Here is a 13,582-nt window from a genome sequence, read left to right as displayed (position 1 = left end):
TCATTGTGCGAGTCAGGGCGCTTTACAAGACCCCGGAAATCATCCGAAACAATAGCGTCTAGCGCATGCTGTTCAATAGTTCAAAGATGAAAATCTATTGAAGCCATTGATTCATAAGCAATAGATGCTTCAAAAATAGAAGCGTCAGAGGAGAAATTCCAGACCGACGCCAGGCTTGCTGCGTTGCGGCAAACGCCGCGTTGAAACAGTTTTGCCCCGCAAGCTGGCAATGGCGCTGCGCTCGCGCTGCCGCTCAGACCAGCCCGTGCGAAAGCAGATAGGAAATCACATGGGCCAGGATGGCCGCTTCTATGCCATAGCGCCAGAAGATGAAGCCCGCCATGACGCCGTAGACGATGTCGCACAGCAGCAGCTGCACCAGCACGCCGGTGCTCATGGAGCCCAGCAGCGACCAGGACATGAGCAGGGGTAGCGAGCCCACGATCAGGGCCGTGACAATGACCGCGAACCAGCCCAGCCGCCAGCCGGGGCGGCGCTGGGAGTCGCCGGTCAGGCGCCACAGCAGCCACATCACCAGAGACAGGCCGCCATAGCGCAGCAGCAGCTCTTCGGTGATGCCGCCATACAGCAGCTTGGGCAGCAGCGGCATGGCATAGACGGGATCGACCACGGACAGGCTCTCGGGCCAGAGCACGGCCAGTGTGACCAGCCAGGCCGCTCCTGCAACCCCGCCGGCAATGCCGGGCAGGCTCAGAAAACGGATGGCCCGCCAGGGAGAGCGCCCGCTGAGTCCGATATGGAGCAGGGGCGCGCTCAGGCCCACATACGAGCCCAGACGCTGGCCCACGCTCACGGATACGGCCAACAGCAGGGCCAGTGCGCCCATGGTCAGCCAGTGCGCCAGAGGCAGCTGTGCGCTGTCGTGGCTGTGGGGCAGCCACTGCGGCAGCACCGACTTGGGCAGCGACAGCAAACCCGGCAGACCCAGCAGCCACAGCACCATGCTCACGCGCCGATTCTGCTTCGGGGTGGGAGCGTACTCGGCGAGTGGGTCCGTGGCTTGGGTCATAGGGACGGTGCTGCTTTCAGTCGCGCATCAGCGCTTCGATTTCATCGGCATCGACAGGCACGCCGCGGGTGATAAGCTCGCAGCCGGTGTCGGTCACCACGGCATCGTCTTCAATCCGGATGCCGATGTTGTGAAACTGCTCGGGCACGCCGGGGGCCGGGCGCACATAGATGCCGGGCTCGACGGTAGTCACCATGCCGGCTCGCAAAATGCGGCTGGGGCGGTTGGCGATGATTTCGCCCGAGATCGGGTCCTTGCGCTCGCTGAGCACGCCCAGCTCCGTGGGCTCCACATAGCTGCCGCAGTCGTGTACATCCATGCCCAGCCAGTGGCCGGTACGGTGCATATAGAACTGGAAATAGGCGCGCGAATCGATCACGTCCTGCGCCGTGCCGTATTTGCGCTTGTCCAGCAGACCCAGATCCAGCATGCCCTGGGCCAGCACGGCCACGGTGGCGTCGTGCGGGTCGTTGAAGCGATTGCCGGCCTTGGTGACGGCGACCGCCGCTTCCTGGCTGGCCAGCACCAGATCGTAGAGGGCGCGCTGCGGGCCGCTGAATTGGCCATTGGCCGGGAAGGTGCGGGTGATGTCGCTGGCATAGCTGTCGAGCTCGCAGCCGGCATCGATCAGCACCAGCTCGCCGGGGCGAACCAGTGCCTTGTCGGCCTGATAGTGCAGCACGCAGGCGTTGGCTCCTGCGGCGACGATGGAGCCGTAGGCCACGTATTGCGAGCCGTGCTGGCGGAATTCGTGCAGCAGCTCGGCATCCAGATGGTATTCACGCACCTCCTGGCCGCTGCGAATCATCTGCGCCGAGCGTTGCATGGCGCGGATATGGGCGCGGGCGCTGATGGCGCTGGCGCGGCGCATGATGTCCAGCTCGTGCGCGTCCTTGAACAAGCGCATCTCGTCGAGCAGGGCGCACAGATCGCCTTGCTGCGTGGGGCAGATCACACCAAAGCGCGTACGGCCGCGCACCTGGGAGAGCCAGCCTTCGACCCGCTCGGCCAGACCTTGGTGGGTGGCAAACGGGAACCAGACGCGGTCGCGGTTTTCCAGCAGGCGCGGCAGGCGGGTGTCGATCTCGTCGCTGGAATAGGCTTGTTCTACCTCCAGCTGCTCGACAGCGGCTTGCGGGCCCAGGCGGATGCCGGTCCAGACTTCCCGCTCCAGATCCTTGGGCTGGCAAAACAGCACGCTCTGGCCGTCGCTGGTCAGCACCAGGCAGGCATTGGGCTCGCTAAAGCCCGTGAGGTAGTAGAAGTAACTGTCGTGGCGGTACAGATACTCGGTATCACGGTTGCGGTGCAACTCGGGAGCGGTGGGGATGATGGCGACACCGCCGTCGCCCAACTGGGCGGCCAAGCGTGCGCGGCGTTGGGCATAAACAGAAGTCATCCGGCTATCGTAATGCCGGAAGCGCTCTGTACATCAACTTACATATACAAGTTATGTCGATAGCGCCCGGGGACTACGGCGTGGAGACCGGTGCCGTCAGCCTGGCGGCGGCCAGATGGGATGGCACGGGCAGGCTGGCGGTCTCGTTGTCCGGCACCACCGGCTCGGGCTCGCCCGCCTGCCAGCCGGAAACCAGCAGACTCACTCCCGAGAGAATCAGCAGGCTGCAGACCATCCACTCCACTATCCGCCTGGGAATGGCGGGCGGATATTTGGCGCAGACCCAGGTCACCAGCGTGACCACGGGAAAAGCCATGCTTGACCACAGCAGCACCGGCATGGTGATCTGCCCGTCGGCGGCCACCATGACCAGGCGCAGCAGAGCGCAGGTGATAAACATGGAAAACAGGCAGTGGCGCACCAGCAGGCGGTCGAAGGGCTGGCGATACAGGTGATAGACCATGGGCGGGCCCGGGGTGGCGAACAGGCCGCCCAGCACGCCGGAGGACAGGCCGGCCAACCACAGCGAGGTGCTGCCCGACAACTGGGCTTGTGCCTGTTTTTGCAGCAACAGCAGCAGGGCGCACAACACAATGGCCAGGCCCAGCAGCATGCGCAAGCCGTTCAGTGCATTGCCGCTGAGCCAGTGCAGTAACACCACGCCGCCCACCACGCCGATCACACTGCTGAGCAGCATGGGTTTGAGCAGATCCCACTGGGGCGTGAAGCGGTGCACGCGCAGATAGCTCACGCCATTGACCAGGGACAGCAGACAGGCCACGTTGGCCGCATCGCTGATGCTCAACAAGTGCGTGGCGCCGGCGATGCCGACAAAAATCAGCCCGAAGGCAAAGCCGGTCAGGTTCTGGCAGAACGTGGCCAGAGCGACCAGGGCCAGGAAAAAAACAATGTGCATCACGCATGCCAGGTCCTCGCAAGCGATGCTGCGTCTGGCGGCCCTTCAAAATGACCGCCAAGAATAGCAGATGCTTGTCATGCCAATCATCGGCGGTCTTTGTCCCGTTGATGGCAGATTGCTATTGTTTGTATAGCTTCATGTGCAATATCAAAAAAGGCTATAGAGGTTTTTTTAATCGGGGCGGTTGAGCCGCTCCAGCCGCTCGGGCGTGCCCACATCGGTCCAGCGTCCGCTGTACAGCGAGGCGCCCACCCGGCCTTCGCGCATGGCCAGGCGCAGCAGCGGGGCCAGGGGCGCGCGCAGGCCTTGGGGGTTGCCTGGAGGCAGGTCAAACCAGGGCTGGGCAAACAGCTCGGCTTTGAGCAGCGCAATTGTGCTGTAGGTGTAGCGCGCCCGGGTATCGCCCTCGGGCAAATCCATGGCCAGACCCGCTTCGCTCAGGCCGAAGTCGCCACGCGGGTTGTGGGCCGGGTTGGGCACCAGCCACAGATGGGCCAGCTGACTGCTTTGCGCAAAGGCCTGGGCGGCCGCTGCGGGAAAGTCAAAGTCCGGCGCATAGACATCGCCTGCGGCCAGCCAGAACACCTCGGCCAGCTGGGGCAGCGCGCGGCTGATGCCGCCGGCGGTCTCAAACGCCTGTGCGGGCTCGGTGGAGTATGAAAGTGAGAGCTGCTTACGCTCTTGCGCCTTGGGGCTGAAAGCAAAAGCATTGGAGAAATAGGCGGGAATCTGCTCGCCCAGCCAGCCGGTGTTGATCACGGCGCGCGGCACGCCAGCTTGTGCCAGCGCCTGCATATGGTGTTGCAGCAAGGGCAGGCCTTGCACGGTCAGCAAGGGCTTGGGCGTGACGTCGGTCAGCGGCCGCATGCGCTCGCCACGGCCTGCGGCCAGCAGCATGGCAGGAGGCTGAACAAAGGGCGAAGCGTGGGGCAGGGAGGTGGCGGTAGTCATGCGCAGACAGCAGTTTTTTCGGTGCGCACCGAGTGCCGGAAAGCGGGCGAAACAGTGCAGTTCTTGGGCGGAACTGTAGTGCATTGACCCGCAGACTGCCTAAGAAAATCCGGCCTCCTTTAAAATGGCGGGCTTACCCGAATTACACCCTCCTTGATGGAGCGCCCTGATGGCCAACACTCAACAAATGGCGAATGCAATCCGTGCACTCGCAATGGATGCCGTTCAACAAGCCAATTCCGGCCACCCCGGCGCCCCCATGGGCATGGCCGACATGGCGGTTGCGCTGTGGAGCCGCCACCTCCAGCACAATCCCGTGAACCCGCACTGGGCTAACCGCGACCGATTCATTCTGTCGAACGGCCACGGCTCCATGCTGATTTACGGTCTGCTGCACCTCTCGGGCTACAACCTGCCCATCGAAGAGCTGAAGAACTTCCGCCAGCTGCACAGCAAGACCGCCGGTCACCCCGAAGTGGGCGTGACTCCCGGCGTGGAAACCACCACCGGCCCTCTGGGCCAGGGCATCACCAATGCCGTGGGCTTTGCCCTGGCTGAAAAGCTGCTGGCTGCCGAGTTCAACAAGACCGAAGGCAAGGTTCAGCACGACATCGTGGATCACCACACCTTCGTGTTCCTGGGCGACGGTTGCCTGATGGAAGGCATCTCGCACGAAGCCGCCGCTCTGGCTGGCGCCTGGAAGCTGAACAAGCTGATCGCCCTGTGGGACGACAATGGCATCTCCATCGACGGCAAGGTCGCTCCCTGGTTTGGCGACAACACGCCCGCCCGTTTTGAAGCCTACGGCTGGAACGTGATCAAGGGCGTGGACGGCCACAACGTGGACGCTGTGGACGCTGCCATCGCCGCCGCCAAGCAAAGCGCCGACAAGCCCACGCTGATCTGCTGCAAGACCCACATCGGTAAGGGCTCGCCCAACCGCCAGGACACCGCCAAGGCCCACGGCGAACCTCTGGGTGCCGAAGAAATCGCGCTGACCCGCGCTGCGCTGGGCTGGACCGCCGCTCCCTTCGAAATCCCTGCCGACGTGTACGCCGACTGGGATGCCAAGGACCAGGGTGCCAAGACGGAAGCCGCCTGGAACGAGAAGTTCGCCGCTTACGCCAAGGCCTTCCCCGAACTGGCTGCCAACTTCCCCCGCCGCATGGCCGGTGATCTGCCTGCCAACTTCCTGGAAACCGCCGCCAAGATCGCTTCCGACGCCCATGACGCCGGCGCCACCGTGGCCAGCCGCAAGGCCAGCCAGCTGGCCCTGGAAGGACTGACGGCAGCTTTGCCCGAACTGCTGGGCGGCTCTGCCGACCTGACCGGCTCCAACCTGACCAACACCAAGTCCACCCCCGCTTTCCGCGTGGATGACAAGGGTGCTGTGGTCAAGACCGAAGAAGGCCAGATCGGCCGCCACATCAACTATGGTGTGCGCGAGTTCGGCATGGCTGCCATCATGAACGGTGTGGCGCTGCACGGCGGCTACATCCCTTACGGCGGCACTTTCCTGACCTTCTCCGACTACAGCCGCAACGCCATCCGCATGGCCGCGCTGATGAAGCAGCGCGTGATCCATGTGTTCACGCATGACTCCATCGGTCTGGGTGAAGACGGTCCTACCCACCAGTCCATCGAGCACGCGGCTTCGCTGCGCCTGATCCCTGGTCTGGACGTGTGGCGTCCCGCCGACACCACGGAAACCGCCGTGGCCTGGACCGTGGCTCTGAGCCAGAAGAACAAGCCCACCGCCATGCTGCTGAGCCGCCAGAACCTGGCCTATGCAGCCAAGAGCGAAGACGCGCTGGACAACATCGCCTGCGGCGCCTACGTGCTGAGCGAGCCCAAGGACATCGGCTTCAAGAAGAAGGCCCAGGCGGTCATCATCGCCACCGGTTCCGAAGTGCAACTGGCTATCGCTGCCCAGAAGCTGCTGGCCGAGCGCAAGATCGCCGTGCGCGTGGTCTCCATGCCCAGCACCACGACCTTCGACAAGCAGGACGTGAAGTACAAGAAGGCCGTGCTGCCCGCAGGTCTGCCCCGCGTGGCCGTGGAAATGGGCGTGACCGACTTCTGGTGGAAGTACGGCTGCGCTGCCGTGGTCGGTATCGACTCCTACGGCGAATCGGCTCCTGCTCCCGTGCTGTTCAAGCACTTCGGCTTCACCGCCGAGAATGTTGCCGACACCGTGCAGGTCGCTCTGCAGAACGCTGGCAAGTAAGCAAAAGGGGCCTCGTGCCCCTTTTTTACGGCAAAAGTGCTGCTCCATGCGCGCTTTGAGCCATCCGGACGAGGCGGCCAGCTAGCCAGTCCGGGCACAATCGCCCCGGTTTTTGTTTTTTTCACTATCCAACCATCTACGAGGCAACTATGACGATCAAGGTAGGCATCAACGGTTTTGGCCGCATCGGCCGCAACGTGCTGCGCTCTGCAGTGCAAAACTTCTCGGACATCGAAATCGTCGGCATCAACGACTTGCTCGAGCCCGACTACCTGGCTTACATGCTGAAGTACGACAGCGTGCACGGCCGTTTTGACGGCGAAGTTTCGGTTGAAGGCAACACCCTGGTCGTCAACGGCAAGAAGATCCGCCTGACCCAAGAGCGCGACCCCGCAGCTCTGAAGTGGAACGAAGTCGGCGCCGACATCGTGATCGAATCCACCGGCCTGTTCCTGACCAAGGAAACCGCCCAGAAGCACATCGACGCTGGCGCCAAGAAGGTGATTCTGTCGGCTCCTTCCAAGGACGACACTCCCATGTTCGTGTTCGGCGTGAACCACGAAACTTACAAGGGCGAAGCCATCATCTCCAACGCTTCGTGCACCACCAACTGCCTGGCTCCCGTGGCCAAGGTGCTGAACGACAAGTGGGGCATCAAGCGCGGCCTGATGACTACCGTGCACGCTGCCACTGCCACGCAAAAGACCGTGGACGGTCCTTCCAACAAGGACTGGCGCGGCGGCCGCGGCATTCTGGAAAACATCATTCCTTCCAGCACTGGCGCAGCCAAGGCCGTGGGCGTGGTGATTCCCGAGCTGAACAAGAAGCTGACCGGCATGTCCTTCCGCGTGCCTACGTCTGACGTGTCCGTGGTCGATCTGACCGTGGAACTGAACAGCGAAGCCACTTACGAAGAAATCTGCGCCGAAATGAAGGCCCAGTCCCAAGGCGCTCTGAAGGGCGTGCTGGGCTACACCGAAGACAAGGTGGTTGCCACCGACTTCCGTGGTGAGACCTGCACTTCCGTGTTCGATGCCGAAGCCGGTATCGCCCTGGACAAGACTTTCGTGAAGGTCGTGTCCTGGTACGACAACGAATGGGGCTACTCCAACAAGTGCCTGGAAATGGTGCGCGTGGCCGCTGCCAAGTAATCTCGATTACTCGCAAACACGGCTTGGGGCTTGATTGACAAGCGCCTGTAGCTATCAAAAAAAGCCAGCAGGGGACGCCTTGCTGGCTTTTTTTCTTGTGCTGCGCATGGTTGCGGAAAATCTGCCATGAATAAGCATCCAGTGTTGATTTGGCAAGCAGTTTGCGCTGCAAAAATAATAGTTAGATCAAGGCTTCCAGGTGTGGCAAAAGCCAAGGTGCCATCAGCGCTTGCAGCCATGCGCCTAAGCAATGAAACTGGGGTCTTGTCCGCACTTGCCGAGCCCATATGGCTGTTCATCCTTCCTCCGCCGCAACCCTGATCGTGCTGCTACCCCTGCTGGCTTGGCGGCTGCACTCGCGTTACAAGCGGCTGGTAGGGCGCCAACGCACCAGCCGCTACCGGCCATGGGTGAGCATGGGCATTTACACCCTGCTGCTGAGCCTCATTGTCTGGCCCGCCTGGGGCCAGTGGCATGCCTTGATGGCATTGGCCGGCGGTTTGGTTGCGGGCAGTCTGCTGTCGCGCTGGGCATGGCTGCAAACCTGGCTCGAACCCACGCCGCAAGGGCTGTACTACACGCCGCACACGCATCTGGGCATTGCCTTGTCTTTGCTGTTTCTGGCACGCATTGCCTACCGGGTGGTGGAAGTCGTCTGGTCGCTGCCAGAGGCAGAATCCGGTCTACATGCCTTCGTGGCCAGCCCGCTGACCATGTCGGTGTTTGGCCTGATGGCCGGCCATACTCTGGGCTATGCCATGGCCTTGTTTCTCTGGCGCCGACGTGTGCTGGCAGCCAAGCATGCGCGCGAGGCGGCAGCATCCGCCAAGCTTTGAGGCTAAAAATACCGTGAAATCTAATGCGGTAGAGCGATGGAGGCTATCAAATTGATGTTATTGCCTACAAGGCCGTACCGTACAACTGACACCCGCTGTCTGGCCGTGGTCCTAAAGTAGGCAGGCCTTTTGTCTTCGGAGAATTGCATTCATGGTCCATAGCGCACATGCACAAAGCACCGACACCTCTTACCGTGTCACTCTCACCGATCCGCAGGGCCATGCCTGGTATGTGGATGAGCCGCAAGAGCATGGCGGCGCAGATTCGGCCCCCAATCCCATACAGCTGCTGCTGTCCGCTCTGGCGGCATGCACCACCGTCACGTTGCAGATGTATGCGGACCGCAAACAGTGGCCGCTAACGGGTGTGGAGGTGGATGTGCAGCTCAACCCCGATGGCAACCCCGCTTCGGGCAATCTGCTCAAGCGCCGCGTGACGCTGCGAGGTGAGCTGGATGAAGAGCAGCGTCAGAGACTGCTGCAGGTAGCCAATGCCTGCCCGGTGCACAAGCTGCTGCAAGGAGAGATCCATATTCCAACCGAGCTGGCCTAGAGTCGGCGCTACAAAAACGAAAGCCCTGCAGGGCAGGGCTTTGGCTGAGGCGGGCGGTGGTTTAGATGGTCAACTCCAGCGCACCGACTTCCACATACAGTTCAAACTCACGCTTGGCCAGATAGGCGGTTTCGGGCTGCTGATCCTCGGGGTCGACCCAGGACAGCACATAGCTGGCAATGGCGGTATCCACCTGCATCTCGGTGCCCAGGGGGATGATTTCCGAGGGGCCATCTCCGTTGCGATATTCCACCTTGCCAGTGATCTTGGCTTGAAAGTGTGCAGGGTACTGCTGGACCTCGACCGCAGAAATTTGATTGCCCTGGGTGTTTTGTTCGCTCATTTTCGAATCCTCCTGCAAATTGGTGGATGCGCTGGGGCGCATGTCTTGCCAAACCCTTTGACGATATTCAGCCTCAAGGCTTGAGGCTGTCAGCCAAATGGCTGAATCATCAGGCGCGTTGTAACGGCCTGAAAGGGGAAAATACATTCTGCCGTCTGTTTGCCGGAAATCGGGATTGCGCAGACACTCAAGACACCTTGCCGTCAGGATCTTTCATGAGCACACCCGCCACATCCTTACAACGTCTTCCAACCCGCATTGCCGATGTGGGTGGCATCCCCATCCACCGGGCGATTCCCCAGCGCGCTTTGCGCAAGGTCGGTGCCTGGTGTTTTCTCGATCATGCAGGGCCTGCCGAGCCGCCTCCGCCCGGTATGCAGGTGGGGCCGCATCCTCACATTGGCTTGCAAACTTTTACCTGGATGATCGAAGGCGAGGTGTTGCATCGCGACAGCCTGGGCAGCGAGCAAATCATCCGCCCCGGTCAAGTCAATCTGATGACGGCAGGACACGGCATCGCACATTCCGAGGAAAGCCAGACCGTGGCTGTGCATGCTGCCCAGCTCTGGATTGCCCTGCCCGAGAGCCATCGCAATTGTCCGCCGCGCTTTCAGCATTACCCCGATCTGCCCCAGACCCGTGTAGGCGACTTGGATGCCACGGTGCTGGCCGGTGAAGCGCTGGGCTTGACGGCTCCGGCCGAGGTTCACAGCCCGTTGATGGGCGTGGATCTGGTCGCTGCGGCTGGTGAGCAGAATGCCCGCGCCGACTTGCCGCTGCGCCCGGATTTTGAGCATGCCGTCATGAGTCTCTCGGGTCATGTGCTGGTGGAAGGCCAGCCGCTGCCCGAGGAGGAGTTGATCTATCTGCCCAAGGGCCGCAGCTCCGTAGCGCTGGAATGCGCTCCCGGTAGCCGTTTGATCGTGATTGGCGGTGAACCCATGGAGGAAGCCATCTTGCTGTGGTGGAACTTTGTCGGTCGCACTACCGAAGAAATGCAGCAGGCCCGCGAACAATGGGAAACTGAAACTGCGACCCAGGCGGGGAGCATCAATGGTCAGCCTCGCCGCTTTGGCAAGCCCGTGGCTTCCCCTCTAGCGTCTTTGCACGCACCTTCTCTTGAAGGTCTGAGCCTGCGTGCATCGAAATAAACACCGTATTTGCTTTTCATTTCGCACCAAATTGGTGCGAAATGAAAACATCATGTGCTTGGATTAAAAGCATTTGCCCATTATTTGATGACTTTTGCTGAATTTTGAGCGCAATCGAAAAACCGCTGAACTGTTTTTTGTTGTTATGCATGAAACGTTGGAATTGATGCAAATCCTGCTTTCATAATCCAGCCGACGCCCCGGGCACGAGAACGCCAACACCGCTTTCGTCCGGGGCGTTGCCACGTCCGCTGCCGGCATGCGTGGCCATCGTCAACTCTGAAACAAGAAAGCAGATCCATGCGTCAAGAACACGACTTCATCGGCATCAAAACCATCCCTCCCGACGCCTACTGGGGCGTTCATTCCGCACGCGCAGTGGAGAACTTCCCCATCACCGGTCACTCGGTTGCCCAAATGCCCGAGTTGATTCGCGCTTTTGCCTTTGTCAAAAAGGCTGCGGCACTGGCCAATCTGCAGTTTGCCGCCATCAATCTCAAACAAGCCACCGCCATCTCCCAAGCCTGTGACGATCTGATTGCCGGCAAGCTGCACGAGCAGTTCGTGGTCGATGTGATTCAGGGCGGCGCTGGCACCTCCACGAATATGAACGCCAATGAGGTGATCGCCAATCGTGCCCTCGAGCACCTGGGATTGCCCAAAGGCAGCTACGACGTGATTCACCCCAACGATCATGTCAATGCCTCGCAAAGCACCAATGATGCCTATCCCACGGCCGTCAAGCTTGCCACCTATGCTGGCATTCAGAAGCTGATGATCGCCCTGGCCGAGCTGCGTGCCGCTTTTGAAGCCAAGGCCAGCGAATTCGCCCACATTCTCAAGATCGGCCGCACACAATTACAAGATGCCGTGCCCATGACTCTGGGCCAGGAATTCGCCGCCTTTGCCGCCATGATCGCTGACGATGAAAAGCGCCTGCGCGAATCCGCTTATCTGATGACTGAGGTGAACATGGGCGGCACCGCCATTGGCACCGGCATCAATGCGCCTGTGGGCTACACGGATGCTGTGGTGAAAGCTCTGGCAGAAATCTCAGGCGTGCCTGTCACCAAGGCGGGCAACCTGATCGCAGCCACCGGCGATACCGGTGCTTTTGCCGATATTTCCGGCATCTTGAAGCGTGTGGCGGTCAAACTCTCCAAGATCAGCAATGACCTGCGTTTGCTGTCCTCCGGTCCGCAGGCCGGCGTTGGCGACATCAAGCTGCCGGCTCGCCAGGCCGGTTCGTCCATCATGCCGGGCAAGGTCAATCCCGTGATTCCCGAGGTGATGAACCAGGTCTGCTTTGAGGTGATAGGCAACGACGCAGCCATCACCATGGCCGTCGAAGCAGGGCAGTTGCAGCTCAATGCCTTTGAACCGCTGATGGCCTGGGCGCTGCACAAAAGCCTGACCCATCTGTGCAGCGCCTGCAAGACGCTGCAGGTGAACTGTGTGGAAGGCATTGTGGCGAACCAGGGCCTGCTGGATGAGCGCATCGCCGAATCGGTGACGCTGGTGACGGCGCTGAACCCGTTGATCGGTTACGAAAAAGCGGCTCAGATCGCCAAGACCGCGATTGCCAACGGCAAGCGAATCGCTCTGGTGGCTGAGGAGCTGGGCATCATGAGAGAGGCCGAGATGAAAAAGCTGCTGGTCGCCGACAAGCTGACACAGGCAGGTGCGTTGACTGCGGCTTGACGACCTGAGTACCCCATGCAAAAGGGCATGTTCGCGATGAACATGCCCTTTTTATTTGATGTGATTTTTATAGCTGCAGGCGTCTGAATTCAAAGGGCTTGAAGCCAAAAATCACCTTAGATCACGCGACTGCCGTGTTCTCCGCACTGGGGTCATCCACGCCACGTACGCTCTCGCGCAAATTTTTGTCCTTGACCTTGCCTAGATCGGTTTCTACGGCACGGCGCAGCTTTTCAATGGCGGCACTAAAAGCATCCTTGACCTTTTCCGCTTCTGCGTTCACGGCAATGGGGGGGCGGCCTGTAGCCCGGGTTTCAAGCACGCAGCGCTTGCCTGGGCCGCCCGTGGTCTTGAGGGCGTCAACGCCGGTGAGGAAAACCTCTACGCGCACTACATACTCTTTCAGGCGGGCCATCTTGGCGTTGATCTCCTCCTGCGCCCATTGAGCCAAAGAATCTCCACCTTGGATGGAATCGTCGGCATGAACCTGTACTTGCATGCAAATCCTCCTAGTCACCAAATGCCGCAGCTTCTGCGGCGAAAAGCTGTTGGGGCCGCTTGCTTGAGCAACGCTATCAGGCCGGTTCAGTGGCTTGGTGGCACTTCTCAAAAGCTGGCGAAAACATCGTAACGCCAGAGTTTGCTTCTGCCCATCGGGTTTTGTTACACCACTGTGAAACAAGGTACTTTATGCATTGTGCTCCGGTCGATATCGTTGGCTAGGGCTCAATGAAAAAGATAGCGGCAATCGCGGATGACTCTTGAGCTTTCATTGGTTTGGAGCAAAAACTGCGTAGATTGCAGCGGCCGCAAAATGCCGGTGGAGACTGGTTTCAGCTGCTCGCCACTTTTACGGGTCGTCAGGGATGTGAAACCTGGGACTGCGCTAGGTCGGTGCCCGCCTCGGTCACAAAGCCTATGTGTGTCAGACCTGCGGCATGGGCCCAGCCCATGATCTGCACCACCCGTCCATAAGGCACGCTGGTGTCGGCGCGCAGCTGGATTTCGGCCTGCGGATTGCGCTGGCCCAGGGACTTGAGTTGCTGCTGGACTGCGGCATCGGGCGCTGCTGCACCCTGAATCCATATCTCGCCTTGCGGGTTGACTTCCAGCATCAGTGCATCGCTGCGGGCCACATTGGATTGCGGTGCCGCCGCGTCGGCCTTGGGCAGTTGCACGCGCAAGCTGGCGGCCAGCATGGGAGCGGCAAGAATGAAGATCACCACCAGCACCAGCATCACATCCACCAGTGGCGTGACATTGATGGCGTTGATGGGTGGCTCGCTACCCTGGCGGCTGCTCATGCGTCCAAATGCCATGC

General features: G+C 60.7%; 13 protein-coding genes. 6 read left to right on the top strand and 7 right to left on the bottom strand.

What is annotated here, in order from left to right; translation table 11 throughout:
- Positions 1–253: 253 nt before the first annotated feature.
- The 4 genes from EAO39_RS00440 to EAO39_RS00425 form a co-directional block, all read right to left on the bottom strand.
- Entirely contained in the window at positions 254–1,030 is a 777-nt protein-coding gene (locus EAO39_RS00440) for a CPBP family intramembrane metalloprotease (protein ID WP_120965178.1), read from the bottom strand.
- Between the two features lie 16 nt (positions 1,031–1,046).
- Entirely contained in the window at positions 1,047–2,429 is a 1,383-nt protein-coding gene (locus tag EAO39_RS00435) for an aminopeptidase P N-terminal domain-containing protein (protein ID WP_120965176.1), read from the bottom strand.
- A 73-nt stretch (positions 2,430–2,502) separates the two neighbouring features.
- Complete coding sequence (locus EAO39_RS00430) at positions 2,503–3,345, bottom strand: TSUP family transporter (protein ID WP_120965173.1); 843 nt, start codon at positions 3,343–3,345, stop codon at positions 2,503–2,505.
- Positions 3,346–3,519: 174 nt separating this feature from the next.
- Positions 3,520–4,299 carry a nucleotidyltransferase family protein gene (locus EAO39_RS00425; protein WP_240466864.1) on the bottom strand — a complete coding sequence of 260 codons (780 nt, stop codon included), beginning with the start codon at positions 4,297–4,299 and terminating at the stop codon, positions 3,520–3,522.
- A 169-nt stretch (positions 4,300–4,468) separates the two neighbouring features.
- Between EAO39_RS00425 and tkt the strand changes: the two genes are divergently transcribed.
- The 4 genes from tkt to EAO39_RS00405 all read left to right on the top strand — a co-directional run bounded on the left by tkt (position 4,469) and on the right by EAO39_RS00405 (position 9,066).
- Positions 4,469–6,526 carry a transketolase gene (gene tkt / locus EAO39_RS00420; protein WP_120965170.1) on the top strand — a complete coding sequence of 686 codons (2,058 nt, stop codon included), beginning with the start codon at positions 4,469–4,471 and terminating at the stop codon, positions 6,524–6,526.
- Positions 6,527–6,675: 149 nt separating this feature from the next.
- Positions 6,676–7,677 carry a type I glyceraldehyde-3-phosphate dehydrogenase gene (gap, locus tag EAO39_RS00415; protein WP_120965167.1) on the top strand — a complete coding sequence of 334 codons (1,002 nt, stop codon included), beginning with the start codon at positions 6,676–6,678 and terminating at the stop codon, positions 7,675–7,677.
- 287 nt (positions 7,678–7,964) lie between these two features.
- Positions 7,965–8,513: a hypothetical protein gene (locus EAO39_RS00410; protein ID WP_120965164.1), complete on the top strand. Its 549-nt coding sequence runs from the start codon at positions 7,965–7,967 to the stop codon at positions 8,511–8,513.
- A gap of 151 nt (positions 8,514–8,664) precedes the next feature.
- Complete coding sequence (locus tag EAO39_RS00405; RefSeq protein ID WP_120965162.1) at positions 8,665–9,066, top strand: OsmC family protein; 402 nt, start codon at positions 8,665–8,667, stop codon at positions 9,064–9,066.
- Positions 9,067–9,127: 61 nt separating this feature from the next.
- Here the strand turns inward: EAO39_RS00405 and EAO39_RS00400 are convergent, their stop codons facing one another.
- Positions 9,128–9,409 (bottom strand): hypothetical protein, encoded by a 282-nt coding sequence (locus tag EAO39_RS00400; RefSeq protein WP_120970517.1) that lies wholly within the window; start codon positions 9,407–9,409, stop codon positions 9,128–9,130.
- 215 nt (positions 9,410–9,624) lie between these two features.
- Here EAO39_RS00400 and EAO39_RS00395 point away from each other — a divergent pair, with 215 nt between their 5' ends.
- Positions 9,625–10,560 (top strand): pirin family protein, encoded by a 936-nt coding sequence (locus EAO39_RS00395; RefSeq protein ID WP_120965159.1) that lies wholly within the window; start codon positions 9,625–9,627, stop codon positions 10,558–10,560.
- 300 nt (positions 10,561–10,860) lie between these two features.
- Positions 10,861–12,261: an aspartate ammonia-lyase gene (locus EAO39_RS00390; protein ID WP_120965156.1), complete on the top strand. Its 1,401-nt coding sequence runs from the start codon at positions 10,861–10,863 to the stop codon at positions 12,259–12,261.
- 121 nt (positions 12,262–12,382) lie between these two features.
- Here the strand turns inward: EAO39_RS00390 and EAO39_RS00385 are convergent, their stop codons facing one another.
- Both EAO39_RS00385 and EAO39_RS00380 read right to left on the bottom strand, forming a co-directional pair.
- Positions 12,383–12,760, bottom strand: a complete 378-nt coding sequence (locus EAO39_RS00385) for an HPF/RaiA family ribosome-associated protein (protein WP_120965153.1) — start codon at positions 12,758–12,760, stop codon at positions 12,383–12,385.
- Positions 12,761–13,121: 361 nt separating this feature from the next.
- Entirely contained in the window at positions 13,122–13,580 is a 459-nt protein-coding gene (locus EAO39_RS00380; RefSeq protein ID WP_120965150.1) for a biopolymer transporter ExbD, read from the bottom strand.
- Between the last annotated feature and the right edge of the window lie 2 nt (positions 13,581–13,582).

The organism is Comamonas sp. lk (assembly GCF_900564145.1).
Taxonomy (GTDB): domain Bacteria; phylum Pseudomonadota; class Gammaproteobacteria; order Burkholderiales; family Burkholderiaceae_C; genus Comamonas.
The sequence above is the reverse complement of the archived record's forward strand: the minus strand, read 5'-3'. Positions and strand labels throughout refer to the sequence as shown.

Coding starts and splice junctions, on each gene's coding strand:
- gap (WP_120965167.1), top strand. CDS start 6,676: ATGACGATCAAGGTAGGCATCAACGGTTTTGGCCGCATCGGCCGCAAC.
- EAO39_RS00410 (WP_120965164.1), top strand. CDS start 7,965: ATGGCTGTTCATCCTTCCTCCGCCGCAACCCTGATCGTGCTGCTACCC.
- EAO39_RS00435 (WP_120965176.1), bottom strand. CDS start 2,429: ATGACTTCTGTTTATGCCCAACGCCGCGCACGCTTGGCCGCCCAGTTG.
- EAO39_RS00400 (WP_120970517.1), bottom strand. CDS start 9,409: ATGAGCGAACAAAACACCCAGGGCAATCAAATTTCTGCGGTCGAGGTC.
- EAO39_RS00390 (WP_120965156.1), top strand. CDS start 10,861: ATGCGTCAAGAACACGACTTCATCGGCATCAAAACCATCCCTCCCGAC.
- EAO39_RS00430 (WP_120965173.1), bottom strand. CDS start 3,345: ATGCACATTGTTTTTTTCCTGGCCCTGGTCGCTCTGGCCACGTTCTGC.
- EAO39_RS00385 (WP_120965153.1), bottom strand. CDS start 12,760: ATGCAAGTACAGGTTCATGCCGACGATTCCATCCAAGGTGGAGATTCT.
- EAO39_RS00440 (WP_120965178.1), bottom strand. CDS start 1,030: ATGACCCAAGCCACGGACCCACTCGCCGAGTACGCTCCCACCCCGAAG.
- tkt (WP_120965170.1), top strand. CDS start 4,469: ATGGCCAACACTCAACAAATGGCGAATGCAATCCGTGCACTCGCAATG.
- EAO39_RS00395 (WP_120965159.1), top strand. CDS start 9,625: ATGAGCACACCCGCCACATCCTTACAACGTCTTCCAACCCGCATTGCC.
- EAO39_RS00425 (WP_240466864.1), bottom strand. CDS start 4,299: ATGACTACCGCCACCTCCCTGCCCCACGCTTCGCCCTTTGTTCAGCCT.
- EAO39_RS00380 (WP_120965150.1), bottom strand. CDS start 13,580: ATGGCATTTGGACGCATGAGCAGCCGCCAGGGTAGCGAGCCACCCATC.
- EAO39_RS00405 (WP_120965162.1), top strand. CDS start 8,665: ATGGTCCATAGCGCACATGCACAAAGCACCGACACCTCTTACCGTGTC.